General features: G+C 58.4%; 16 protein-coding genes. 11 read left to right on the top strand and 5 right to left on the bottom strand.

From position 1 onward, the window contains the following. The first annotated feature begins 53 nt into the window (after window positions 1–53). Window positions 54–413 (top strand): DUF6124 family protein, encoded by a 360-nt coding sequence (locus BLU76_RS01195; RefSeq protein WP_092221217.1) that lies wholly within the window; start codon window positions 54–56, stop codon window positions 411–413. 482 nt (window positions 414–895) lie between these two features. On the opposite strand, the gene BLU76_RS01190 is transcribed toward BLU76_RS01195, so the two are convergent. Both BLU76_RS01190 and BLU76_RS30325 read right to left on the bottom strand, forming a co-directional pair. Next, window positions 896–1,663 carry a hypothetical protein gene (locus BLU76_RS01190; protein WP_092221215.1) on the bottom strand — a complete coding sequence of 256 codons (768 nt, stop codon included), beginning with the start codon at window positions 1,661–1,663 and terminating at the stop codon, window positions 896–898. A 437-nt stretch (window positions 1,664–2,100) separates the two neighbouring features. Beyond that, entirely contained in the window at window positions 2,101–2,703 is a 603-nt protein-coding gene (locus BLU76_RS30325) for a hypothetical protein (protein ID WP_139211576.1), read from the bottom strand. Window positions 2,704–2,936: 233 nt separating this feature from the next. On the opposite strand from BLU76_RS30325, the gene BLU76_RS01185 reads away from it, so the two are divergent. The 5 genes from BLU76_RS01185 (at window position 2,937) to BLU76_RS01165 (ending at window position 13,567) form a co-directional block, all read left to right on the top strand. Continuing rightward, complete coding sequence (locus BLU76_RS01185) at window positions 2,937–5,222, top strand: KAP family P-loop NTPase fold protein (RefSeq protein WP_092221212.1); 2,286 nt, start codon at window positions 2,937–2,939, stop codon at window positions 5,220–5,222. Between the two features lie 168 nt (window positions 5,223–5,390). Continuing rightward, on the top strand, window positions 5,391–6,143 hold the full coding sequence (locus BLU76_RS01180; RefSeq protein ID WP_177344748.1) for an ATP-binding protein: 753 nt from the start codon (window positions 5,391–5,393) through the stop codon (window positions 6,141–6,143). Between the two features lie 507 nt (window positions 6,144–6,650). After that, window positions 6,651–7,682 carry a histone deacetylase family protein gene (locus BLU76_RS01175; protein ID WP_060739983.1) on the top strand — a complete coding sequence of 344 codons (1,032 nt, stop codon included), beginning with the start codon at window positions 6,651–6,653 and terminating at the stop codon, window positions 7,680–7,682. Between the two features lie 11 nt (window positions 7,683–7,693). Then, a complete protein-coding gene (locus BLU76_RS01170; RefSeq protein ID WP_092221210.1) occupies window positions 7,694–8,794 on the top strand; it encodes a polyamine ABC transporter substrate-binding protein in 1,101 nt (366 codons plus the stop codon). Between the two features lie 171 nt (window positions 8,795–8,965). Continuing rightward, entirely contained in the window at window positions 8,966–13,567 is a 4,602-nt protein-coding gene (locus BLU76_RS01165) for a dermonecrotic toxin domain-containing protein (protein ID WP_092221209.1), read from the top strand. 34 nt (window positions 13,568–13,601) lie between these two features. Here the strand turns inward: BLU76_RS01165 and BLU76_RS01160 are convergent, their stop codons facing one another. Beyond that, complete coding sequence (locus BLU76_RS01160) at window positions 13,602–15,149, bottom strand: MocR-like pyridoxine biosynthesis transcription factor PdxR (protein WP_092221207.1); 1,548 nt, start codon at window positions 15,147–15,149, stop codon at window positions 13,602–13,604. 100 nt (window positions 15,150–15,249) lie between these two features. On the opposite strand from BLU76_RS01160, the gene BLU76_RS01155 reads away from it, so the two are divergent. Genes BLU76_RS01155 through BLU76_RS01145 form a run of 3 tightly spaced genes read left to right on the top strand, consistent with a single transcriptional unit; the run spans window position 15,250 to window position 17,037 of the window. Beyond that, window positions 15,250–15,891: an FMN-binding negative transcriptional regulator gene (locus BLU76_RS01155; RefSeq protein WP_092221205.1), complete on the top strand. Its 642-nt coding sequence runs from the start codon at window positions 15,250–15,252 to the stop codon at window positions 15,889–15,891. 2 nt (window positions 15,892–15,893) lie between these two features. Then, the gene (locus tag BLU76_RS01150; RefSeq protein ID WP_092221203.1) at window positions 15,894–16,340 is read left to right on the top strand and encodes a GNAT family N-acetyltransferase; all 447 of its coding nucleotides are present in this window, start codon (window positions 15,894–15,896) and stop codon (window positions 16,338–16,340) included. Between the two features lie 10 nt (window positions 16,341–16,350). After that, window positions 16,351–17,037, top strand: coding sequence for a GNAT family N-acetyltransferase (locus BLU76_RS01145; RefSeq protein WP_092221201.1), 687 nt, complete (start codon window positions 16,351–16,353; stop codon window positions 17,035–17,037). 149 nt (window positions 17,038–17,186) lie between these two features. Here the strand turns inward: BLU76_RS01145 and BLU76_RS01140 are convergent, their stop codons facing one another. Then, window positions 17,187–22,553, bottom strand: a complete 5,367-nt coding sequence (locus BLU76_RS01140; protein WP_092221199.1) for an OTU domain-containing protein — start codon at window positions 22,551–22,553, stop codon at window positions 17,187–17,189. Window positions 22,554–22,900: 347 nt separating this feature from the next. After that, window positions 22,901–23,800: a homocysteine S-methyltransferase family protein gene (locus BLU76_RS01135; protein ID WP_092221197.1), complete on the bottom strand. Its 900-nt coding sequence runs from the start codon at window positions 23,798–23,800 to the stop codon at window positions 22,901–22,903. A gap of 115 nt (window positions 23,801–23,915) precedes the next feature. Here BLU76_RS01135 and BLU76_RS01130 point away from each other — a divergent pair, with 115 nt between their 5' ends. Further along, window positions 23,916–24,737, top strand: a complete 822-nt coding sequence (locus BLU76_RS01130; protein ID WP_063323723.1) for an ABC transporter substrate-binding protein — start codon at window positions 23,916–23,918, stop codon at window positions 24,735–24,737. After that, window positions 24,734–25,567 (top strand): amino acid ABC transporter permease, encoded by an 834-nt coding sequence (locus tag BLU76_RS01125; RefSeq protein ID WP_072343546.1) that lies wholly within the window; start codon window positions 24,734–24,736, stop codon window positions 25,565–25,567. The genes BLU76_RS01130 and BLU76_RS01125 overlap by 4 nt, the downstream gene beginning before the upstream one ends. Window positions 25,568–25,749 lie beyond the last annotated feature (182 nt).

Genomic DNA, 25,749 nt, shown 5'->3' with positions numbered 1-25,749 from the left:
CTTTCGTTTAGTAGCGAGATGGTTGCGGCCTACTCATTAGAGGTAACGCAACGATGTTCAAAATTACTCCAAATCCTCCTGAAACTGACTCAACGTCTACCCATTCCGGTCGCAAAAACAAAAAGCACGACGAAGCCGCCAATCGCGCCTTGGATTACTACCTGCTACCGAAACCGGAAAAGTCCGAAGATGCATCCAAACCGGGCCAGCTATTCACCGTGGTGAAAAACACCGACAACGAATGCCTGCTCGCCAACCTCAGCGAAAACCTGGCATCCGCCGACGCGATGATCAGCAACCTGGCCTTCGACCTGGAAGGCCCCCGCCGCCACATCGCCCTCGGCATCCAGCAACTGATTGAACTGAGTTCATTGCTGGCAAACCGAGTGCTAGATAACGTCGACCCACGCTAGCCGCTACAGCATCAATCCCGTGGTGAGGGAGCTTGTTCCCTCGCCACGGATTGTCTACACCTCAAAAGCAGGCATCTAACCCGCTGCCGCCTTCGCGAGCAGGCTCGCTCCCACAGAAAATTGGTGGAGGCCGTCTGTTCGGTGGAACTCTGCTTTACTATTTTTCAGGTGCGCTGCGAGTTAAGAAAAAATCAGAAAAACCGCCTCAACTGAAAATTTTCTTGGCCCACTTAAGAAAATCCTGATCAAGGGCAGAGAATTAAGGATTCGCCACGGACACGCGGCTGGACGCGTGTGGACTACAGGAATCGTGAAGGCATCGACGATGCGGTCAAATGAACCTCAAATCACTTTCGCGACATCCCGACTGAAATAACGTCTTTTTCTTTCTCTCCCCATGATGAATCTCCCTCTAGCCACAGACAGCAACCGGCCAAAAGCAGTCATCGGCTTTTATGCAAAGTCCGGAGCGATTCAGCTTATTATTTCTCTGAATTAACTTCGGTGGGCAGCTGAGATTTAAAGGAATCGTAAATATACGAAGCTGTTAAGGATCCTGCAACACCTAATGAAATAGCAAATACGCTCGATATTGCTAGTGCTGCTAGGGGCTTCGTCTTTACGAAATCGAACGCCCTGTAATAAAGGTGCTTTCGAATGTTTTTAATTTCTTTTTGTACCGTTTTAATCATTTTCGTTGAAATTCTTTCATTTTTTAGTCGTTCCTCGCACTCTCCGCATACAATAGGTTTGTCACAGGATTCGACGAGATCAGACTTAATGCCATTCATATCAAAAAGACAGCCGCGTGTTTCGTCGTGGGTGAAGCTTGGTGCTACTCCAAAACCAGGGATTTTATTTCCGGAGCGTCTGTAGAGCAACGTGTAGCTATATAGAACCCGGAGAACAACATTTTCAAGTGGTATGTTTTCCCAGTTCAGGAATTCTCGAATTTGGCAGAATGTTAGAACAATTTTATTATCTCCGAGGCGCCGAGAGTACCAGTTATCTTCAATTGGAACGTTAACTAATGCAATTGAGAAGTCAGCGCCAGCATTCGGAGGAAACTGAGTCTTCAGTAGCATATCGGAATAAGCCCAGTTAGCCTCGTCTGAGTCACATCGCAATGAAAGATTGTCAATATCACCAATCAATTCAAATACTTCAGATTTCCAGCTTGACACCTCTTGGAGGTTGAGGTGCAGAGGAATATGGCCAATGGTTACGAGTTTTATTCTTACTTTTTCCATGCGCTAAAACGCTCTATTTAGATAGCTGTAAAAGTGCAGAAAATTACCGTTTTTAGTGCGCGCCGGGTAATTTTTTTGCATAACTGACCCTATCATAATTGATTTTTAGATAAAATCTAAACTTATTTGGTCGCCCTGTCAGCCTGTTATGGCCTTGAGAAAAAGGGGGCGAATTTATCTCCAGCAAATAAATCTGTCGCCTTTTCACTGAGGTTGGATTCAAAACTTGTGACGTATTCCTGCAGCACTTGAATACAACGATGACTAGATTACCCATATAAAATTACTGTTTTTTTATTGTTCTGTTCATCTCGGTTGTGAGTGGAGTTCTGACTTCCATCTGCTGATTTCTCCATTAGTCCACGCAATGCGGAAAATGACGATATACCCCAACCCCAAAAAATTTAAACCATGCAGTTGGGCGTCTTGATTGTTATTTACATAAATCCGGAGCCTCTTACTGGAGCCCCGAGAGCGACACCGTCCCATAGAGGGTGATGAAACTCAGGCCCGCTGGTTCCAAGATCTGAAATATCATGACATATTTGATATCGTGCGCCGTCAGCCGAAATCAACTCAATGCTAACTAGTTCATAGGCATTGAAGGCATAGTCAAAATCACTTGGTAACTTAAATTCAACGGGATGATTTATATTAATTGGCAGAATCTGCCCCGGATCGAGTAGGCAGGATTTTATCTCAGTGTCGTATAAAATCGTGAACGAATGACTTGACCGCATATGCCCACGCTTGTCAGGTCCTCTGAGAATCTCAACAGATTTTACATATAGTGCCTGTTTGCCGGTATTGCTTAAGGTGTACCTGAGGTGCCGTGTCGCGGGACTAACAAGACGATCCTTAGGTGTATCGTAAATATTGTCTCCAAATTGCAATAAAATTGACTCAGGTGTAAACGTTCTTTCGAGAAGGATCAACATCGCGCTGGAAGGTTTGTGTAGTTGAGAAAAATACAACGCTGCGAAGGAAACGAGCAATGCCCCGCCTGAAAGAGCCAACGTCATTAAGTCTTTCGCTTCCATCTATCAGCTCCATCTGCCCCCGCCATCACACCCGATTCCAAACCAAATTGCCAGCATGATCACGGAGGTCGGCGCCTGACTGGAGAAATCCTTGTTGTCGACCCACCAAATATGAGAGAAAACGTACATTCATGAGGTGGGTAGTTCGTATCTCGCTCTAGCTCAGCAGGCTTGTACAAAGCGAAGCAAGGGCATCAGCCCGTAAGAGTTACAGAGACATCAAGGAGAGAGTCGTGAAATGGATTCGCAAGCTTTTTGGTATGGGCGCTCAAGGCTCAAAAGCCTCGTCGGATGCTCCGGCAGAGGAACTGGTTGGTCACGATCGAGAAAGCGACGAGGATGGCGATCAGTACTTCTCGGACGAGCCCATCACCTCAAAACATCAAGATAGGTTCGGGCGAGCGCCTTACGCAGCGCGTATCGCTGAGACAATCGCTAGGCGCCGCGATCCCTCAAGCATCGTCATCGGTCTGTTTGGCCCGTGGGGAGATGGAAAAACTTCAGTTCTCAAGATGATGGAGGAGTCGCTAGATCAGCACGGACAGGTCGTTACAATACGATTCAATCCTTGGCACTTTCCTTCAGAAGACGCGCTTTTGCGCGGTTTTTTTGCGACCCTGGCTGAGGCCTTGGGCAAAGAGCCAGCATTCAAAGAAAAAGCGGCTGCGCTGCTTGAGTCCTACGGAGGGATCCTGTCTGTCATCTCAGTCGCTCTGCCGGGTGTAGAGATCAATCCAGGGGAAGCTGCCAAGCAGATCGGAGAGTCATTATCCAAAGTCAGTCTCGATAAGCTTAAGGATCAAATTGACGCTCTTCTGGGCCAAAGCGGGAAAAGATTGGTCATCCTTATCGATGATATTGACCGGTTGGACAGACAAGAAACCCATGCCATTTTCAAGCTGGTAAAGCTCTCGGCAAGCTTCAAGTACACCTGCTACGTTCTGGCTTTCGATGACGAGGTAGTCGCTGCTGCATTGGGTGAGCGTTACGGCGCCGGTGGACAAGAAGCAGGGCGCGCGTTTCTCGAAAAAATCATTCAGGTACCTTTGCATTTACCACCTGCTGATCAAATGAGTCTGCGAGAGATCGCTTTCGAGGGCGTCGAACATGCTCTCAATCAAGCAGGGATTGTTCTTGACCAGCGTCAGGTCGACGTATTCTGTCGCCATTTTGTAGACGGGCTTGAGCCGAAGCTTGAAACTCCACGAGTTGCCAAGCTGTACACAAACGCACTGATGTTTGCACTTCCACTCGTCAAGGGGGAGGTCAACATTGCTGAGTTCATGCTTGTTGAAGGGCTCAGGGTGTTGTACCCGAAGCTTCATACAGCAATTCGCGACAACGCAGATTTGTTTTTAAAAGGGGAGCCCCGTGAAGCTTTGCGAGGTTTGGAAAAACCTCCGTCCGCCGTTGATCGACTCCTCGAAACCGCAATGCCGGGTTCTTCCTCAGAAGAGCGAGGCCAGGTGCGAGAGCGATTTTTGAAACCTCTTTTTCCGCGAATCAGCAACATGACGTACGGGGGCGATTGGGAGGAGAGGTGGGCTAGAGAGCGAAGAGTCTGTTCGAATCGGTATTTCAAACGCTACTTCGTTTACGGAGTGCCTGAAGGAGACATATCGGATAATCGTTTAACAGACTTGATAGACGCCCTCGTCGCAGCAGATGCCGATTCGCAGCGCAGTCTGCTGAGCACGTATTCCAAGCGCGTCATGCCGCAATTGATCCAAGCACTTCGAGATCGTGCGAACTCTCTGGATGAAGTAACGGCGTTAGCGATAGCAATCGCTGTTGCGAGGAACGGAGATCTTCTTCCGCGCGAACGCGGAGCGTTCGTAATGGGCGGCACGATGATGTACGCCGGTATGCTGATTTCTCAACTTATCAGGCGTATTCCCTTATCAGACAGGCAGTCAGCCGCTGAGGCAGTACTTGGAGCGGCGCATCCAATGGCTATGGGTATGGAGTGCGTTCGTTGGCTCACACACTCAAAGGACACACCAGAGGAGCGACGAGTTCTTCCTGATGGAGCGGACGACGTTCTTTACCAACAGTTCGCTGTTCGCATCCGTGACGCGAACGAAGTTGAACCGTTGTTCATGCAGGCAGGAAGAGACGCACCAAATCTTTACTGGTACTGGCAGCACGGAAGAAATCGAGAAGAGATCGAAGAGGGCTTGCGTGAGCTTTTTGATAAAGACCCTGCGAAGCTGGATGACTTTCTCGACACCTACATTGGAGAAGGATGGGAGGTAGAAAGCGGCCTGCCGGTTAGGTCTGACCTAAGGCGCGAGACCTACAACAGTGTCGCGTCAATAATTTCACCGGACTACGTTTTTGATAACCTCCGTACCCGTTACGGTGCCGAGCTGGACGACCCTCAGTACTATCAGGATGGAAAGCCAGCGAGGATAACGGCCCACCAGTTCGCATCTATACATCTTACGGTTCTCGCTGAACAGCTTCCCCAGCCCGCGGATGCCGACGGTTCAGGCAGTGACCTTGAGCAATGTGAGTGATGGCGATCAGGACGTGCCTCTAAAGAGAAACTGGCTCGACGCTTTTCACGGTTTGAATCGTCCCTAGTTTGTTAGACAGGCTGAATGACCGCTCTTGGCCGACTCTGTTGAAAAAGTCGGACGTGGTTCTCAGGGCAGAAAAGTAAGTGCATGAGATTGAAATCTTAAATGGCCGCACAGCCCTTCGGACACATATTTCACGTAGCCGCGCGAAAAACTGGCTCCTTCACCGCTCAGCTTCCGGGCAATTCGAGAGAACCGACTTTTTCAACAGAATCGGCCGTTAGCGGTCAGATTGTTTGTCCAACCGGGCGACTTTCTCTGGTCGACACCATCACCCAACACGCCGCCTGCGAAGTGGCCCTCGAGCATAAACATGGCCTGCCGGACCGCCCGGCCTTACTGGCCCAACTCATCCAGACCGGTGATCACTTCATGGTCCCCAGCTACATTCCCGCTTGCTGGGCCACTTTGCGCCGCTGGCAGGAAGCGCAAATCGAGGGAAGCACATTGGCGACAAAACGCGAATATGAGTGGATCGATCATGCGCTGACGCGGATTACCCAACAGTTGCGCGATGAAGAGCGCTACCTGGCAGGACGGCGCGCGCCTAATGGGCGTAGCGAAAGCGCCATCAACATTGCGCTCATCCGTGAGGTCGACAAGCTGCACAACACCCGCGCGCGCCTGGCTACGCTGCGCACCGCGTCGGTCAGCGAAAAAGACGTTTACGGAAGCCTGGTGGAACAACCCGAGCAACTGGCACACAACCTGGCCCGCTGGCAGGCACACCCGGAGAACAGAGTGGCAGAGCAGCTGGCGATGGCACCGACCCTGGATGACGATAGTGATTTGATCCGCGGTGCCCATGGGTATGCGATCGGTAAACCCTATACGCTGGATCTCGATTCCATCATCTGAGCGACAGCTGCTCCGCCGAGTGGGAGCAAGCTTCCTTGTCATGGACTGCGTACGCTTCAGGCCGGGGATGTATGTGATGCCGCCATCGCGAGCGAGCTCGCTCCCACAGGAGGTTGGCGGTGGGTGTCCATGATTGAAACGATGCACTGAATGGCCGATCTCAGGGGGGACCGGTCATTTATTTACTCTCCCACCCTTGCCCTGAGCAGTCTGATCGCTGCTACGTTTTCCAAACGTCCTAAGCCAGCCTCTTCCGGGCACACCGCATTCACCGACCTGCGACGGCTACGCCGCCGAGCGGGAGCAAGCTCCCTCGCCACAAAATCACCGCCTCGCCATTGAAGCAGCCCATGCCCCAACCCTGCGCACACCCGCGCCAACAAGGGGCGATTTACGGTCAAACTTATTGGCCATTTCGATCCCCTTTTGGCCTCTCCTGCCGTTCTCTGAAACGTCGCGCGCCGCAAGACTGTGAGCAACCGAATCAGCCTAGCGGAGAACAAAAACATGCTGACGATCTACTCAGACGATCACCACCTTCACCACGGGCGCTGCGAGTTGATGGACGGGCAATTGATGCCCTGCTTCGAGATGCCGTCCCGGGCCGATCATGTGTTGGAGCGGGTCAAGGCGCGGGGGCTGGGGCCGGTGGAGGCGCCGCAGGATTTTGGCCTGGGGCCGATCCAGCGCATCCACAGCGCGGCGTACCTGGAGTTTTTCAAAGGCGCCTGGGACCGTTGGGCCAAGTACAACCGCGACGGTGATTTGTTGCCCTTCACCTGGCCGGCGCGAACGCTGCGCTCGGTCATTCCCACGAGCCTGCACGGCCAGTTGGGTTATTACAGTTTCGACGGCGGTGCGCCGATTACCGCCGGTACTTGGCAGGCGGCCTACAGCGCCGCGCAAGTGGCCCTCACCGCTCAGGCGGACATCCAGCGCGGCGCGCGCAGTGCCTTTGCGTTGTGCCGCCCACCGGGGCACCACGCCGCTGGCGATTTGATGGGCGGTTATTGCTACCTCAACAACGCCGCCATCGCCGCCCAGGCCTTTCTCGACCAGGGCCATCAGAAGGTCGCGATCCTGGATGTGGATTACCACCACGGCAACGGCACCCAATCGATTTTCTATGAGCGCAGCGACGTGTTGTTCGCCTCGATCCACGGTCACCCCGAGGCGGAGTTTCCGTTCTTCCTCGGGTATGCCGACGAGCATGGCGAGGGCGACGGCGAGGGCTTCAATTTCAACTACCCTTTGCCGGCCGGCTCCGGCTGGGACACCTGGAGCGCGGCGCTGGAGCAGGCCTGCGGGCAAATCCGGGGTTACGACGCCGATGTCATCGTCGTGTCCCTGGGTGTAGACACGTTCAAGGACGACCCCATCTCGCAATTCAAGCTCGACAGCCCGGATTACCTGGCGATGGGCAAGCGCATCGCGGCGCTCGGCAAGCCGACGCTGTTCGTGATGGAAGGCGGCTACGCGGTGGCAGAAATCGGCATCAATGCCGTGAACGTTCTTGAAGGTTTCCAAAGCGCCCCATGAGGAACAACAGCATGAATAGACTCAAGCGTTTTATGGCTCCAGCCGTGTGCGCCGCGCTGCTTTGCGGCGCTGTCCAGGCCGAGGAGCGCACCCTGCGCGTCTACAACTGGTTCGACTACATCACGCCCAAGGCCCTGGACGATTTCAAGGCCCAGAACAGCCAGGTCAAGCTGGTCTACGACATCTTCGACACCAACGAGGCCCTGGAGGCCAAGCTGCTGACGGGTAACTCCGGCTATGACGTGGTGGTGCCGTCCAACGTGTTCCTGGCCAAGCAGATCGAAGCCGGGGTGTTCCAGCCCCTGGACCGCAGCAAGCTGCCGAACTGGAACCACCTCGATCCCAAGCTGATGAAGCTGATCGAAGCCAACGACCCAGGCAACAAGTTCGCCGTGCCCTACATGTACGGCACCATCCTGATCGGCTTCAACCCGGACAAGATCAAGGCCGCCCTGGGCGACAACGCGCCGGTGGACAGTTGGGACCTGATCTTCAAGGAAGAGAACATCAGCAAGCTCAAGCAGTGCGGCGTGGCGCTGCTCGACTCACCGTCGGAGATCCTGCCCCTGGCCTTGCAGCACCTGGGCCTGGACCCCAACAGCAAGAAGCCGGCGGACTACGCCAAGGCCGAAGCGCTGATGATGAAGATTCGCCCGCACATCACCTATTTCCACTCGTCCAAGTACATGGCCGACATCGCCAACGGCGACATTTGCGTGGCGGTGGGTTACTCCGGCAGCTTTTCCCAGGCGGCCAACCGCGCCAAGGAGGCCAAGAACGGTGTGACGGTCGATATGCGCCTGCCCAAGGAAGGCGCGCCGATCTGGTTCGACATGCTCGCCATTCCCAAGGGCGCCGCCAACCCAGGCGACGCCTACGCCTTCATCAACTATTTGCTGCAACCGCAGGTGATCGCGCCGGTCAGTGATTTTGTCGGCTATCCGAACCCGAACAAGGACGCGACCGACATGGTCGACCCGGCGATCCGCAACAACCCCAACCTGTACCCGACCGAGGCGGCGATGACCACGCTCTATACCTTGCAGCCGTTGCCAAGGGACGCCGAACGGGCGCGGACGCGGGCCTGGACGCGGATCAAGTCCGGCCAGTAGCTCTGCCTGCAGCAAGGTTTGTCTGGCCCGGGGATAGGGTGGCCTCTTACCCGGGCTGACACTGCGCCCTATACATAGTTACCACCCTCCCTGTTTTGCCGCGCCCTAGCATGGCGTTCCCGAAGCGTTCGGCTTTGGGCATGCCATGTATCGCGAGACAGGGAGACTCAGATGACCCAATCCTTAACCCCTACACCCGCCGCACCCGACGCCAGCGTTGGCGACGCGGTGCTCAACCAGTTGCTCGCCGGCCCGACCTCGCCGGAGGTAGCCGCCGCCCTTCTGCGCAGTGCGCTCAAGAAGCTCTATCCCCATTTGCATCTGGACCCGAACAATACTGTGATCGGTGAACCGGACTGGGAAATCGTCGACGGCCAGATCGTTGAGCGGCCCACGCGTTACCAGACACTCAGCAACATGCTGGCGGCACGGATGAATGAGGACTATGCGACGCTGCTGATCGAGGGCTTTCACTTTCTGACCCACCTGCCACTGACGACCCCCGAGGTGCACCTGCCGGTGCGCATCGCTCAGATCGGCAGCCTGATCAATGAACTCGCGCCCGTCATGGTGTCCGCCTGCCAAGAACAGCAACTGGCGTACTGGAACGCCACGATCGGCACCGCGCCGCCGCGCTGGCATGAGCTCTCCAGCCTGCTGCACAGACTCTGGGACGTTAAGCAGGTCAAGGGCTGGACGGACTCCGACTGTGCCATGGCCAGGCAACTGTTCCTGTACCCCGACCTGCAGGACCGCAAGGCCAACGACCCTTATGACACCCATGCGTACCTGATCGACATCGATGAGGTGGATGGCGACAAGTTGACACGCATGGTCGACAACTCCCTGGTGGTGCTGATCGGAACCGTCGACAAAAAACAGACCATCCTCGCCTACTCGCTGCGTCGCAGCTACGAGAAGTTCGATTCGCTGCAAGCATTCGGGCAGACCCTGCCTGATCATCTGGGCAACGTGGAGGGCAAGAGGATCCAGTGGCGCTTCTTTGAGCCCGAAGGCAACATTTTCGATCACAAGGCCTGCGGCTTGATTGCCACCCAGGTACAGATCCTGGGCTCTCCCGAGATCCTGAAAGGGTTCATGGCCGACGACAGCGAGCAGCCCGCGCTCAGAGGCACACAGACCGACACCGGTCCTGATGCGGCCTGGTACGAGAAGCAGATGCCTGACTGGCTCCAGCAAGCATCGACGTCCGACCAGATCCTGTTCGCCCAACACATGAAGAACCTGTCCGCGCTGAGCAGCTCCCATGCCGGCAAGACCTACCTGGACGATATTCCCCCCATCAAACACTATGCGCTGAGCGCGTTGAAACAGCAGATGCAATCGGAGCATGCCGACGCCGCGACGCTCGACCCGCAACGGATCGAACTGCAAATCCGCAGCCCCGTCGTCTGGGGCACCTTCGTTGTTCCCGGCAAAATCGAGATCACGCGGCTCAACCTCGTCGACCTGGCGCTACAGAACCTGATTGCGCTGCCCCTTGGCGACAAGGTGGTCCGGTCTCTCGACGGCGACAAGCTGCCCGGATGGATGACGGTCGATTACGTCGAAAATCTGGTGACCAAGGTCGATATCGGTCGCGTTTATCCCGAACTGGTCAAGAGCAAGCTACTGGGCGATACCGTCGAATCGACCCGCCGGGAAAATCTCTACACGGCTCAGCTACGCATCCAGTTACCCATGCTGGCTCTGGAGAGCAAGATTCGCGGCGATTGCAACATCGACGAGCGTGGCTACCGTTACATCGCCGCCGTGATGGAGACCGACGAAGCCGAGCGCAAGGTCGACGGGCAGACGATCGTCATGCGCGAGCTGGCTTTCGTCTCCGGCCAGTCCCAGGGCACTGCGGGGGACGTCGTGACCAACATGTTCGTGATCGGTCCGCAGGATTTCGATGCAGGTCCCTGCGTGCTCTATCGCCCGCTGCTGGAACCGCAGCTGTGCCAGTATCCGACGCCGAGCAATCTGATCTACGCCATCCGGCAGACACCCTCCTTGCGTCAATCGGTGCTGGCCTGGCTGCCCGACGGAGTACGCGAGAACTACAGCCGATACCTCTTTTCCGGGCCGATCCCCTCGCCCTGGATGATCGTCGAATTCGCCACCGACCCCTTCTCTTCGTGGACCAACAGCGCCCCCGTCAGCTTGAGCAACCAGACTCTGGGGGCGGATTTCCTGCCGCGGTTGTTCAGGTCCAATGCCGAGGCCTTGACCGCCCTCGCTGATCGTCAGTCTGTGTCCAATAGCGAGAACCGCTGGGAAACCTTCAAACAGGCCAGTTGGTTGATTTTCAACCTGGCCCTGCCCTACCTCGGGGCTGCAGCAGGCACCGCCATCTGGCTTTGGCAAATCCTCGACGACGTTGAAACGATGACACAAGGCGATGAAGAAACCGACAGCCAGGCCACGTGGGAAGCGTTTGTCGACTTGTTGCTGAACATGGCCATGGCAATTACCGCACATGCCATCGAGCGCGCCCGGGAGAATACTGGCAGCCGCGTGACAGAAGCCCCCCAGGTCGTGCCCGAGCTGGAAAAACTGGCCAAGCCTGCGCCCATCATCGAGCAATTCATACCGCCCAAGGACACCAGGCTGCCCGCCGAGCACTACGACACCATTCATTCCAGTGGCGCCTTGGCGGGCAAGTCCGGCGAGCATGCCAAGCTGCTCAGGCCCTTGAGCGTCAACAAGCCCGAGCACGCCGAACAGCTCAAGAGCGAAGGCCCGCTCAAGGGCCTCTACCAACAGGGCGATGATTGGTTCGCCAAAATGGCCGACAAGTGGTTCAAGGTAAAAGTGGAAGGGGACCATGTGTCCATCGTCGACGAAAAAGACCCCTCCCACCCAGGGCCGGCACTGATGCGCCATGCCCACGGCGAATGGCATGTCGACACGCGCCTGCGTCTGCGCGGTAGTGGATCGAAAGGTGCCCGGCAGGAGGTCATCGCCGATGCCAGGCGCCGTGGCACTCAGCTGCTGGCCCAGTTGACTCGCTTCGAAGAAAAGAAAATCGAAGGCCAGAAGTTGCTGACCATGGATGCCAAGGAGCTGGGTAAGGCGTCCGGCTCTGCCAAGGAGCTCAAACGCATCATCTATTTGAGTACGTTGAAGACCCAACGGGAAAGCTACGAAGAAGCGTTGAAGATCCTGACCGAATGGCCGGTCTTTCAATCAAGGCCCGACGCGCCTCAAGTCCGACTCGGCTACTTGAACGCGCAGATCAATTTTACGTTCGAGGAAATAGACGCGCTGAAGGCTCGCTTCACCCCCGCCCTGAGAGAAGCCCTGGACATGGCCACTTCGACAATCGAGGAAATCGAGCAGCAACACGTCGATGCTGCCGATGCCATGATCCGGGTCGGTGACGACATGATCGAGCGCCTGGATTACATGGAAACCCGCTTCTACCGACTCAAGAAGCAGGGGCGCGAAGGCTTTGAATTCCTGCGCCAGCACCGCGGGAAAATGCCGGCCTACAAAAGCGATGCGATCCGCCTGATCCAGTTGGACATGTATCGCCACCTCTGCCTGTCGCTCGACAGCATCCACACCGTGCCTGAGGGGTGGGCAGATCTCAACCAAGTGGTCGATAACATCACGGTTGCATTCCAAAGCCTGCACGACGCCATCGAGGAGCGAAGTGTGATCAGGCTGGACGAACAGATCGATGCATTTGGCAGCCTGACGGAACAGTTCACCGCCATCGAAGAACATCTCGAATACCTGGGCGATGAATATAAGGCCAGTGTGCGCCCGGCAGAACTCAATCGACTGATAAAGCAGATTGGCCAGACCAAGAAACGCGCAGTCCGTCACCTGGCCTGGGCCCTCGATGAGCGAAGCAACCGCCGCAGCCTCGGCAACCCGTACGAGCAGCGCCCCCGGCCTCGGAAAAAGTTCATCAGGGCACGTTTCTGGGGTCTGGTCAGTGGCGAACCCCGGCTCTCGAAAACCAAGGAAGAGACGGGCTGGGTCGATGTGAAAAACCCGCTTTCAGAAAAAATCATTGCCACGTTTCATCGCAAGGAAACTGGTGAGTGGGTACCTCACGTCATCGCCGAAGCGCCGGCGCCCGTTCCTGCGCTGGCAACCAGCATCACCAAGGGCAAGGCCCTGATTGACGGGCTGGCAGCGTTCAAGACGCAAATCCAGGAATACGCCAACAAACCCAGTCGATCACCCACCGGCATCGGGATGATTCTGAATGCACACGCAGGCCGCATGGAGAAAGTCGCCGTGGCGATCACCAAGGCGCTGGACAATGCCTCTAACGAAACGGTGGGTGTGTCGGCCCAAGAGCGGCAGTTGGCCGAGTCCACCCGCAAAACACTCAAGCAGGCGTCCAAGGCCCTTTATGAGGAAGGGTTCGAAGGCATCCTCAAGGTCATCAAACAACGGCCACCGACCATGAGTGGCTTGATATGGCTTAAAAGCCGGAACCAGATTTCCATCACTCGGCAAAAGAACCGGCAACGCCTCCGAGGTCCTGTTTATGGCTATCTGGACCGGTACGAGATCAAGGACCTGAAAGAGAACAAAACGCTGTGGTTCGCCGACTTCCGTTATTCCACTGACTGGGCGCCTGCCCATGCTTATCTGTCGGCGCGTTTGAAAACACCGGAACAAGTCAGCCTGGGCCGGGCCGCCGACTCGACCAAGGAATTGACCCAGCGGCAACTGATCGATCTTTACCGCAGCGAAATCGCCGTGGACCAGGCCAAGGAGGTGTTCTTTCCAAAACGACTGTCGTGACGGACAAAGCCAGGCGTCTGTCGACGCCCGGCACTCATGTCGGCCAGGCCTTCGCCAGACGCGCCAGCGCGGCATCGATCGTCGCTGGCGGGACCGCCGCGAACCCCAGCACCAGCCCCGCCCGTACCTGCGTCGGGGCAGTGGCAGGCAACCAGTAGCTGCTCAAGCCATTGACCTCGACGCCGGCTTCGGTGGCCCGGGCGATCAGCTCGCGCTCGCGCTCGATGTTGTCCACCGGCACCGTGACGTGCAATCCGGCGACGACCGTGGGCATGGCGCCGACGCCGTTCAACGACTTCGGCCAACCGGCCAACAGCGCATCACGCCGGGCCAGCGCAGCGCGGCGCATGCGCCGGATGTGCCGCTGGAAATGTCCGGCGGCCATGAACTCGGCCATCACCGCTTGGGTGCTGACTTCCGAATGGCGCACATCCACCGCGCGGCGGCGGGCGAACGCATTGACCAGGCCCGGCGGCAACACCAGGTAGCCCAGGCGCAAGGCCGGGAACGCCACTTTGCCGAACGTGCCGACGTACAGCACGCGCCCCTGGCGATCCAGCGCCGCCAAGGGTGCCAGCGGCGCACCGCTGTAGCGATATTCACCGTCATAGTCGTCCTCGACGATCCAACCATCGTTGCGTTCAGCCCAGGCCAGCAGCTCCAACCGCCGTGCGAGGCTCATGACCACCCCGGTCGGGTATTGATGGGACGGCGTGACGTAGGCCAACCGACAATGGCTCAACGTATCGAGCGCCGAGCAATCGAGGCCTTCGCTGTCGACCGGCACGCCTTTCACCTCGGCACCGGCCACGGCGAACGCATGCCCGGCCGCGCGGTAGCCCGGGTTTTCCACAGCCACGACGTCGCCGGGGTCCACCAACAGCTGTGCACAAAGGCTGATGCCCTGCTGCGCGCCGCTGGTGATCACAATTTGTTCAGCGGTGCAGTGCAGGCCACGGGAGCTGCGCAGGTAGGCCGCGATCAGGCCGCGCAAGCGTGCGTCACCTTGCGCGTCGCCATAACACAGTTGCTGCAGATCCGGCTTGCGCCAGAAAGCCGCATTCAGCTTGGCCCAGACGTCGAATGGGAACAAATCGAACGCCGGAACGCCGACCCTGAACGCCTTGGGTGGGCCACTGGGCGGCTGGGGCAAATGGTGTTTTTCGACGCGGTTCAAGGCATCGCTGTGGATAACTTTACTGGATGGGCCCACAGGCAAATCGAGCCAATCTGTGGATAAGGCTGTGGGTAAGCCTGTTGAAAACCCTGTGGATATTTTTGTGGATATGTTTTTCAGCGGCAGTGTCGTCGAAGACAGTTTCGCCACATAAGTCCCATCGCCCACGCGCCCTTCGATGAAGCCCTCGGCATAGAGCTGGTCGTAAGCCCGCACCACGCTGTTGCGGGAAATCGCCAAGGCCGCCGCCAGGTCACGGCTGGCGGGCAGACGCGTGCCACTGGCCAGGCGCCCGTCCAATACTCGCGCGCGTAACGCCTGATACAGCTGACGACTGAGCCCCTGACGGCGGTCCAGCTCGATTCCGGCGGGGTTGAACGACAGGGGTGGTACGGCGGTGTTCATGATGATCCTCGCAAATGGACCTATCGAATTGGTCATAAGTGGCTCTTACAACAGACCAATAGCCTGCCTAGGATGCTCCCATTCGCCAAGGAAAATCGTCATGTACAACCCAAAAGCCTTTGCCGTCGAAGACCTGCCCCAACTGCATGGCATGATGAATGATTGCCGTCTGGCCGTATTGATCACGCACGGTGAACACGGCTTGCAGGCCAGCCACTTGCCGCTGTTGCTAGACACGCAACAGGGCCCCAATGGCAGCCTTTACGGGCACATGGCCCGGGCCAATCCACAATGGCGCGACCTGCAAGCCGGCGCCGAAGCCTTGGTGATCTTCGCCGGGGCCGATGCCTATGTGAGCCCGGGTTTCTACCCCAGCAAGGCCGAACACGGCAAAGTCGTGCCGACCTGGAACTACGTGGCGGTACACGCCTACGGCGCGGCCGAGGTGTTCAGCGACCCTCATCGTCTGCGCAACCTGGTCGGCGCCCTCACCGATCGCCACGAAAGCGGTCGCGCCCAGCCGTGGAGAATCGACGATGCACCGGCCGAGTACATCGACAGCATGCTCAAGGCCATCGTCGGCTTCGCCCTGCCGATCCAGCGCCTGGAAGGCAAGCGCAAGCTCAGCCAGAACCGCAGCCCGGCGGATGTCGCCGGCGTGCGCAACGGCCTCGCCGCCAGCCCCGACCCGCAGGACCAGACGCTCGCGCGGCTGATGCCTGATCCATCGTCCAAGGAGTGAATATGAGCCAGACCGAAATCCGCCTCGTCAGCGCTGACGATCACGCCGCCTGGCTGCCGTTGTGGCAAGCCTACTTGCGTTTCTACAACACCGAATTGCCGGACGCGGTCAGCCAAAGCACCTGGAAACGTTTACTCGACGACCGCGAGCCAACCCACGGCGCCCTGGCCTGGAATGGCGACACGGCGGTGGGCCTGGTGCATTTCATCTACCATCGCTCGAACTGGAGCATCGAAAACTCCTGCTACCTGCAAGATTTGCTGGTGACGCAACAGAGCCGCGGCACCGGTATTGGCCGCCAGCTCATCGAGTTCGTCTACCGCACGGCCAAGGCCGATGGTTGCTGCAAGGTGCACTGGTTGACCCACGAAACCAACGCCACCGCGATCCAGCTCTACGAGCGCATCGCCGAGCGTCCAGGCTACATCCAATTTCGCAAAGCCCTTTAAGGAGCGCAGCATGTCGACTTCACTCGCCGATTGGAAAGGTGTCCCGGCGCCGTCTACGCAACTGATCGAAGGGCGTTTCATCCGCCTGGAAAAACTCGACCCGGCCCGCCATGCCGACGGCCTGTGGCAAGCCCTTGAAGGTCCCGGGGCCGACCCGAAGCTCTGGGATTACTTGCCTTACGGCCCGTTCAAGGACCGCGGCGCTTTCGATGCCTGGCTGGACAATCATGCGGCCAATACCGACCCGTACTTCTTCAGCGTGATCAATCGCGCCAGTGGCGACGTGCAGGGCATTCTCAGCCTGATGTCCATCGTCCCGGCCCAGGGTCGCATCGAGATCGGCCACGTGACCTTCGGCGCGCCGATGCAGCGTTCGCCGAAGAGCACCGAGGCGGTGTACTTGTTGGCCAAGGAGTCTTTCGCCCTGGGTTATCGCCGCCTGGAATGGAAGTGCAACAACGGCAACGCCCGCTCCAAATACGCCGCCGAACGGTTGGGGTTCACCTTTGAAGGTGTTTTCCGCCAGCACATGGTGGTCAAGGGGCAGAACCGCGACACCGCGTGGTACTCGATGCTCGACTCGGAATGGCCGGCGATTGGGGCGGGATTCGAGCGGTGGCTGAGTGAGGAGAACCAGCGCGAGGGTGGGCAGGTGCTGGGGTTGGTGGAGTGTCGGTCGTCGGTTGTGGGGGACTGAGGGTCCGCTATCGCGAGCAAGCTCGCTCCCACAAGGGATCTGCGGTGAACGCTGGATCTGTGGACACTGAAGCCCCCCCTGTGGGAGCTTGCTCGCGATGGCGGCGGCACAATCAACATCACCGCCCGACCATCACGAGCACCTCACCGTCACTCAGGTTTAGGCTTCACCTCACCAATCTTCTTGAGTGACTCTGGGGTCACGCCCCGCCTTGCGTACTGCCAGGCCCAGTCCGGAATGGCCAGGTGGCTTTCCACGTACACGGCAAAATCCAGGCGGCTATGGCCCAGGCGATCGGTCGGGAAATCGAAGTTGTACAGATACTGCTGGGCCCGCCGTTGGCCGATGGACAGCAGCCGCTGGATAATCTGGTTCGCGCGGAACTCTTCCGGTGCAAGGCTGCCTCTCAAGGCCAAGGCAAGATGCAACTCGGAATTCAGCGCCCGGGGTTCGGCCAGTGTCTTTCGGATGGTGGCGTCGCTGAAGTGCGGCCCAACCAGGTCGGCCCAGATCTGGCTGGCGTAATCCTTTCGGAGTTTCTGCAGAGAGCTCCACAGATTCGGGCTCTCGAATAACAGGGCAACCCTGGCGTTGGACGGCGGCTGCCCCGCAAAGCTGAACAGTTTTGCGACCGCGGGGATGTCGTTGTCCATGATGTTGCCCCACGCGCCACCCAGAAACACCAGGAAATCCGCCAGTTCTTCCTGACGCGTGACGATGCTCTCCAGGTTCCGGTCGTCAAACAACTGCATCCAGTCGACATCGATGCTTTCGGTGCGCTGCAATTCGCTGTAGCGGGTGCTCGCATACTCCGCAAGAAGCTGGAAACGCCTATCGGACAAGGCCGGGTTACGTAGCCACCGGGCCACTTCGCCGACCCGCAACAAACCGCCCAGGTTATGCGCGATGATCGGCGACCTGAACAGAAAATTCGCCCGTCTCAGCAAGACGGGAAAACGCCCGAGAGCGGTCTTGAACAAGTCGACAGTCCTATCGGCCCTGTCCGTGTAAATGAAATGATCGAACAGCTCCGAAGTATCACTGATGTACTTGCCAGAATCGGCATTCAACAGACTCTTGGCATCAGCCAGATCGTCGCTATCGACCAGGTAGGCCCCATCGAGCAGGGCTTTAAGCTGGTCTTCGTCCAGATGACCGTGCAGCGCTTCGTCATACAGGACATAAGCCGAACTGTTATTGGGATGGTGATTGACCAGTTGCCTTGCAGTCACGCCGTACTCCAGCAGGATATGGGCCACGTCAGGGGTGATCAGCAGGAACTGGTCATCAAGCAGCTTCTGGATCAGTTCAGGCTCAACGGGCCCCACCAAGAGATCCTCGAACAGTTGCTGCATGGTTTGTCGCTCTTCCTCGGAATAAGGCGCATAAACGCTGGGCGCCAATTTCGCCGGCGGCCGCTGCGACAATAGGCGTCCGACTTGTTGGAGGATTTCGGTTGGCAACCTGGAGGCCGGATTGGCCGTGATTGTCATACCCACCGCACTGTTCGCATGCAACTCCAGGTAGCGCAAGGTGGGTTGGAACAGGCGATGCGGGTTGGGCGCGCCATAGACGATCCGGGTGAGATCGAGCACCGCCGCCGAACCCAACAGGTTGTCCAGCGAAGACGCATTCTCGAAGAGCGCCTCTTGTGTCCCAGTGGGTGGCGGTGCCACGTATTGTTCGACCTGTGGATGCTGGTCGATGTAGTCGGCCACTTCATTTCGCAAGCCTTGCATCGAGAACGTTTCCTGGGCCTGTCCTTCATTCAGCCCGCGGGTGACGGCATTGAAGAAACAATCGCCGTCGGCAGGGATCTCCACGACCTCCTCCCCCAACACCAGGCTGTAATGGTCCTGGGTCGGTCGGCTCAGGACCACATCGGTGTCAGTCCTGTCCGGATGGTTGCTCGCCGGATAGATGGTTTCGTCTTGCCCGGGGGTAAAGCGCACCGACCAGACATGCTCAGGTGTCTGTTCGTTGAGAATCAGCAAACTGCGGTTTTGTGGCCAACTTCGTAGACGCGTCATGATTGACGGAACCAGGTCCATGAGCTGGTTGTTCCAACGGCCTGGCGTACGCACCAACGAGGAAAGCGCGGTAGACGAGATGGCCGCTTTCTTGGGTTTCGAAGGGCCTGGCTGGGGGTTCAAATCCCCCGGCCGTTTTCCACCGCCCCGGCCAAATCCTACGGCACGCCATTCGCCATCGGACGTCCGCGCCACGGTACTTCTCATCACCCCACTGGAGCGCAGGCTCAATCCCGTTAACGGGTCGACCAGAATGGCATCGGTCGCGTTCAGTTTCGTCGCGTCGTGCACGCGGAACACCGTGCCATCGGGTTGGCGTACGTACACGGGGCGGGCTATCACGCGACCTGTCGCCACGTCGCTGACCGTCGCACGATAGAAGCCCCGGGCGTCCGCTGCCAGACCTCGTATCACCGAGGTATCCGCCACGGCATAACGGCCGTAGATCGCGCTATCCAACGGCAATCCGGTCAGCGCCTCCTCCGGACTCTGGCGTGCCGTCACCGCGCGGAAAAACGACTGGCTTCGCGTGGGCACCGCCACGCCTGCGGACAGGCGCCATCCGCCGTGGTTCGCTATGGTGTGCACCAGCGCCAGGGTTCTCAAGTTCAGCGGAATGGCCCCGGTCCTGAATATCAGCAAACCGGTCTTGATGGCGCTCTTGAGCATGTGGATACCGGGCGCCAGGAACAGCCCGGCCAGCTCCAGGACAATCTCGATCACCATCTGTCCGAACCGGCCATAGGTTTGATGGCGAACATCCCGGTTGCTGTTGGAGCGGTGATCGGCATGGGCGCTGTGAAAGTACACGTGCGCTCGATGCAGCGCCTCGAACAGGTCGTCGGTGATCAACGCGCCGCGAATCAACGGACGACCACCCTGCTGCCCCAGTGTCCGCTTGATTTCCGCCGGGTTGCTGGTGGAAATGCGTGCCCGGAAATATTCTTGCCAGTCCTCACGGGGCAACAGCTGCGCAATGCCATCGCTCAGATCGGCAAACTCATGGAAGTCTTCCCCCTCGGGCGCATCCGGGAAATAAACGCCAACGGTGCCCTTGATATCCGGCCCCGCCTGATCGGAAAAGATCAGCGCGCCATCGATGCTGGTCGCATTGCTCTGCCTGGCCTGCTGCCCGCCCGCCGCCATGCTGCCACCCAGCAAAAGACCGTAGACATGAACCGCGCGCCCCATGACCGACGCGCGGTGCCTGGCTGATGGCGAGCGCAGGACGGCGTCGAGCCAGAGGGCGAGCTTCTTTGCCGGTTTCGGAGGATTGAAAGCCTTATCGATCAGGCTGGCCTTGAACACCTCGTCGCCCTTGAGCGAGGCCTCGTAGCCTTTGAATTTCAAATTGGCGAGGTACGCGGTCTGCCAAGTCTTTTTATAGTCCGGTTTATTCATCTCCTCCTTGAGCATGGCTTGATAACTGCCACCGGCATCGATGCTCGTCACCATCCGCGCGAGTTCGCGCCCGGTCAACGTGATGAAATAGCCGTTGGCCGGATTCCGGATGCGTTGGCCGTCCCCATCGACCAGGTAAACGCTCAACACTTCGCGCATGCCGTTCGGGTATTGAGCCGGGCGCAGGTTGTCGAGCAACAGTTGGGTCAGGCTGGTGCTGCGCGACTGCCTTGGATTGGCGCGTTGGCCATAGAAAAACGTGACCAGGCTCTGGTCAGGGTCGGGATCGATGCCGGGGTGCACGTTTTTTTGCAGGTACTCCTTGACCTTCTGGCGGGTGAACTGCAACAAGGTCTGGATATCGCTACTGCCCAACTGATAGGCCGCCTCCAAGACCTGGGTTTCCAGGCTGCGATAGGTCGATTTCTCCGTACGCGTGGCGGTCTTGTAGAAATCGCCACGGCTGTTTTCAACCAGGATTTCCTGACGGACCGCCAGCGGCCCGGCCAGCGACAACATGGGCAAGTCCAGCGCATCCTCAACGTTCAGGGCAAAAGCGGTCAAAGCGACCGTCTCGTTTCCCGGAGCATTCAAATACCTTTCCAGGGCGGTGCTTTGAATCTGCAACAGGTCATCTGCCGCCACTTCAAACACAGACCCGGACAATTCAGAGGCAATATCCCGGATCGCACGTTTCTGCCCTTCGTAGATGGGGCTCACTTTATTGATCAGGTCTTGGACAGAACTGAATCGCCGTATTCCGCCTTCCAGGGAGTACAGGAACAGATAGGGTTGATCGGTCCGCTTGATCACCATCGCCGCCGGCCATTTTTTCGGCGCTGCGGTGCCCATATCGAGCATGACGGCGTACACATGGGGAATCGGGGCCCGCAGCAAGCGGTTTCTGTCGGCCATGGAAGGATGGGTGGTGATGAGGTCCAACAGGCGATCTTCCTCAGCCTGCCGGGTTCGTGCGTCCGGGCTCGATTGGGTGCCTGGATCGCGATCGATTTTGTACAGGTCGAAGAGATGCAAGAAACGTCGTGAAAGCAGATGAGCGAGTGCCGCGTGCGTGGTGGACGCCGGGGTTGGCGTATCGAGAACGTCTGCGCCGCTGCTGTTACGGAAGCGCGTGAGATCGTCGCGCCATTGCTGTTTCAATTCTTCATTGCCGGTGGGCTGGGCGATATAGAACACGGCCTCCAGGGTCGCTGCCGTTTTCGTGTCCAATGGGCTGGCGAAGACGCTGTCGGCCTCTTCCACCGAGTCTGGGCGGCTGAAGAACCCTACGGCGCCGACCGTATAAGTGGGCGGTGTATCCGACACCAGGCAGTCCAGCATCACGTCGGAAAAACGCTGCGACGAGGTCAATGAACGGCTGCCCGTCGCGTCAACAGTAAAGTGGTTCACGTACCAATGATCCGGGTCGATGTCTTGAAGCAGCGATCCACGGAATTTTTTCTGCGGGATCTTCGCCTTGATCCGGCTGGCCAGCAGATTCTTGAGCACCGAGTCGAACGTTGGAAGAGCGGCAAACAAGCGCGCCAGTTTCACCTGATTGGTGTCCAGCAACGCCAATTGCCTGGCCTGTTCCTTTTCACGGGCACCGAGCAGATTGCCCTGGGCATCCACCTCAGTCATGACGGGCTGGCCGATGCCCTGGTAGCCGGGTGCAATGCCGGCGCGCAATTGCTGCAAAACGTCTGGCGCGAGGGCCTTGCCGTTGACCCGCAGCGCCGAGAAGTCCAGGGACATGTGACTGATATGGGGATAAATCCAGCCCTCGCGCGGGGAATGGCCAGAGGAGGACCCACGGCTTTGATGGGCGATCAGAAAGCCTTGGGTCACGGCGTCACGCAAAGGCACCGAGGTGCTCTGGGTGGCGGCGGCCGAGTCGATGGTTTCGACTTCTTGATACGTGACGTTGACCTGCGTATCGCCGGTCAGGCCCCATTGACCTAGCCATTGATCGGCGAATACATGCGGTTGAAAGCGAGCGCCGTTGGCTAACAGGGTGATGGGTTTCAAGCGTGCGGCAGGAAGAGGCGACGGCGCGCCAGGTTCATGTTCAGAAAAGACAGACATTGAGGTGTCCCGGTTGTGATAAGGACTGGGACCCTATCGCGCCGTTCGACCGGAAATGACATACATATGTATAGGGGTGGCTGGCGGGCTCGGAGAAAAGCGTAAGGCGGGATGTCCTCGCCACAAAGGCAGTCCAGTGCGTCTCAATGGATGCAGGCGGCAGCTTCTACTTTTGTGGCGAGGGGATTCATCCCCGCTGGGCTGCGCAGCAGCCCCAAAGACGCTGAATGCAAGCAACCTGACACACCTCAGCGGCAGGTTTCAGGGCTGCTGCGCAGCCCAACGGGGATGAATCCCCTCGCCACAGGGGTACCGTGTCCCCGGCCCAAACAGGTGATTCCATCGGTTCAGGGTAGCTGTTGCGCCAACACCGCAATATGCTCCGGCCCGATCCCGCAGCAGCCGCCCAAATGGCTGGCCCCGCGCTTCTGCCAGTCAGCCGCCCACTGCAGGTACCCCGGTGGATCGAGGTCTTCGCGCAACGGATCCAGCCCGTCGTTAGCCGTCGCTTCCTTCGGTTGCGGCGGGAAGGCGTTAGCGTACGCACCGATGTGGATCTTCACGCCCAGGCGCTCGAAGGTGTCTCGCGCCGCATCAATGGCCGCGCCGATCACTTCCGGCTGGCTGCAGTTGAACAGCAGCGTCTCGACGCCCAGCTCGGCCGCGACCGCCGCCGCGTCCGCCACCGGTTCGCCGGAGCGCAGGCGCGGCACTTCGTCGGTGTCTTCATCTTTCAGCGTGAACGAGAGCCAGAACGGCTTGCCGTCCTGCGGCAGCCCGGCGTGAATCGCCCGCGCTTCGACGGTAGAGCTTTGAGTCTCGGCCAACCACAAGTCGACATGGGGCGCCAGGCCGGTCACCAGGGGGGCCAACAGTTCACTGGCGCGGGAAGCATCGAAAAGATCGGGGCGATAGGAACCGAACAACGGCGGCAGCGACCCGGCCACCCGTACCGTCTTGCCCGAAGCCTGCACCGCCCGCCGCGCCAGCTCTCCAGCCAGGGCGGCCAGCGCCTGGCCTTCCGCGGCGAAACGCGCCTCGCCAATATGGAACGGCACCACGGCATAACTGTTGCTGGTGATCACGCTGGCGCCGCTGGCGATGTAAGCCGCGTGCACCGCCTCTACCGCCTGGGGCGCTTCGCTCAAGGCCAGGGCCGACCACTCGGGTTGCCGGAACGGCGCGCCACGGCGTTGCAGTTCGCGGCCCATGCCGCCATCGAGAATGACTGTCGTTGCTGCGCCCATATGCGATTCACTCATAAGCTTATGAAAAATACTCACTACCGGAGTTGTTCTTATAACTATTTAATACGCACCATTCAGTTCACTACAACTTATTTTTCTACCCCAGGGATCTCACGTGAAATTACAACCATTGCTGGCCCTGGGCCTGACTCTACTGGCCGCCTCGTCGCAGGCGTTCGCCGGCGCCACGCTCGATCGCATCGAACAGAAAAAAGAACTGGTCGGCGTGTTGATGGAAAGCTATCCGCCCTTCTCGTTCCTCAACGATCAGAACCAGCTCGACGGTTTCGACGTCGACGTGGCCAAGGCCGTGGCGCAGAAACTGGGCGTGAAGCTGCGCCTGGAAACCCCTTCCTGGGACGTCATCGCGGCCGGGCACTGGAGCGGGCGCTATGACATCTGCATCTGCTCCATGACCCCGAGCAAGGCCCGCGCCGAAGTCTTCGATTTCCCGGTGCAGTACTACGCCTCCCCAGCCGTCATCGTGGTCAACGCCAAGGATGACCGTATCCACGGCGCCAAGGACTTGAGCGGCAAGAAAGTCGGCCTCACCAGCGCCTCCAGCTATGAAAGTTACCTGAACAAGAACCTGGTGATCGAAGGCGCCGAGGATACCCAACTGAGCTATCCCTTCGAGGACGTGCAGGTCGCCCCGTACGATACCGATAACGTGGCGTTCCAAGACCTCGGCCTGGGCGCCGGGGTGCGCCTGGACGCGGTGTTGACCAACCTGGTGACCGCACAGCCGCGCCTGACCGAAGACAAGCGCTTCAAGCTGGCCGGCGAACCGCTCTATTCCGAACCGAACTCGGTGGCCATCGAAAAAGGCGATGCCCAGTGGGACAACAAGGTGCGTGAAGTCTTCGCCCAGTTGAAACAAGACGGCACCTTGAGCAAACTCTCGCAAAAATGGATCGGCGCCGACATCACCCAATGACTTCTTTTCCACCCCCTCAGCCACCGCCAACGGTGGCTGAGTCTCGCCTGCAAAAAATCTTCGGTTTTCGCACCCGGTTGTACCTGACCTGGGCGACGATGCTGGTGCTGTTCGCGAGTTTCTTCCTGAGCTTCGACCTGAAGTTCTCCATCATCCTCGACAAACTGCCGAACCTGCTGGGCGTGCACCTGGCGCCCAATGGCTTTTTGCAGGGCGCGGTGCTGACGTTGTTCCTGTGCCTGTGCTCGATCGTCGCGTCGTCACTGCTGGGCTTCATCACCGCCCTGGCGCGGCTGTCCAGCAGCGCGGTGGCGTTCGGCATTGCCAGTTTCTATGCGTCATTCTTTCGCGGCACGCCGCTGCTGATCCAGATCCTGCTGATCTACCTGGGCCTGCCCCAACTGGGCGTGGTCCCGGGCGCCATCGCCGCCGGGATCATCGCGCTGTCGCTGAACTATGGCGCCTACCTGAGCGAAATTTTCCGCGCCGGCATCCTCGGCGTCCCCCACGGCCAACGCGAAGCCTCCCTCGCCCTGGGCCTGAGCGAAACCGTGATCTTCTGGCGCGTCACCCTGCCCCAGGCCATGCGCACCATCATCCCGCCGACCACCAACCAGTTCATCTCCATGCTCAAGGACTCCTCCCTGATCTCGGTGATGGGGGTCTGGGAAGTGATGTTCCTGGCGCAGTCCTATGGTCGCTCCAGCTATCGCTATATCGAGATGCTGACGACGGCGGCGATCATTTACTGGTTGATGTCCATTGCGTTGGAGCTGATCCAAGCGCGGATGGAGCGGCATTATGGGAAGGCGTATCTCAAGCGCAGCTGAGAAACCACGGCTGGTCAAATCGACATTTCCGAGGATGCTGTAGGGCAAAGCTCTCTGTCATGGAAGCCAGCACGACGATACGCTGCCCCCCCGACCCACAGCCTACAGATTCGATCTGTCGTGTCTTGCCGACGGCCAGGAGATGGCTGGCATCGCCCTCCCGGCTGAATTTTTAAAGTGCG

The organism is Pseudomonas sp. NFACC08-1, assembly GCF_900106735.1.
Classification (GTDB): Bacteria; Pseudomonadota; Gammaproteobacteria; order Pseudomonadales; family Pseudomonadaceae; genus Aquipseudomonas; species Aquipseudomonas fluorescens_Q.
Note: the sequence above shows the minus strand (reverse complement) of the source record. Positions and strands in the feature narration are given on the sequence as shown.

Bases quoted from the DNA above. Each gene is read 5' to 3' on its own strand.
- BLU76_RS01170 (WP_092221210.1), top strand. From the start codon at position 7,694: ATGAATAGACTCAAGCGTTTTATGGCTCCAGCCGTGTGCGCCGCGCTG.
- BLU76_RS01165 (WP_092221209.1), top strand. From the start codon at position 8,966: ATGACCCAATCCTTAACCCCTACACCCGCCGCACCCGACGCCAGCGTT.
- BLU76_RS01180 (WP_177344748.1), top strand. From the start codon at position 5,391: ATGGCCGCACAGCCCTTCGGACACATATTTCACGTAGCCGCGCGAAAA.
- BLU76_RS01190 (WP_092221215.1), bottom strand. From the start codon at position 1,663: ATGGAAAAAGTAAGAATAAAACTCGTAACCATTGGCCATATTCCTCTG.
- BLU76_RS01140 (WP_092221199.1), bottom strand. From the start codon at position 22,553: ATGTCTGTCTTTTCTGAACATGAACCTGGCGCGCCGTCGCCTCTTCCT.
- BLU76_RS01145 (WP_092221201.1), top strand. From the start codon at position 16,351: ATGTCGACTTCACTCGCCGATTGGAAAGGTGTCCCGGCGCCGTCTACG.
- BLU76_RS01160 (WP_092221207.1), bottom strand. From the start codon at position 15,149: ATGAACACCGCCGTACCACCCCTGTCGTTCAACCCCGCCGGAATCGAG.
- BLU76_RS01155 (WP_092221205.1), top strand. From the start codon at position 15,250: ATGTACAACCCAAAAGCCTTTGCCGTCGAAGACCTGCCCCAACTGCAT.
- BLU76_RS01125 (WP_072343546.1), top strand. From the start codon at position 24,734: ATGACTTCTTTTCCACCCCCTCAGCCACCGCCAACGGTGGCTGAGTCT.
- BLU76_RS01195 (WP_092221217.1), top strand. From the start codon at position 54: ATGTTCAAAATTACTCCAAATCCTCCTGAAACTGACTCAACGTCTACC.
- BLU76_RS01150 (WP_092221203.1), top strand. From the start codon at position 15,894: ATGAGCCAGACCGAAATCCGCCTCGTCAGCGCTGACGATCACGCCGCC.
- BLU76_RS30325 (WP_139211576.1), bottom strand. From the start codon at position 2,703: ATGGAAGCGAAAGACTTAATGACGTTGGCTCTTTCAGGCGGGGCATTG.
- BLU76_RS01135 (WP_092221197.1), bottom strand. From the start codon at position 23,800: ATGGGCGCAGCAACGACAGTCATTCTCGATGGCGGCATGGGCCGCGAA.
- BLU76_RS01175 (WP_060739983.1), top strand. From the start codon at position 6,651: ATGCTGACGATCTACTCAGACGATCACCACCTTCACCACGGGCGCTGC.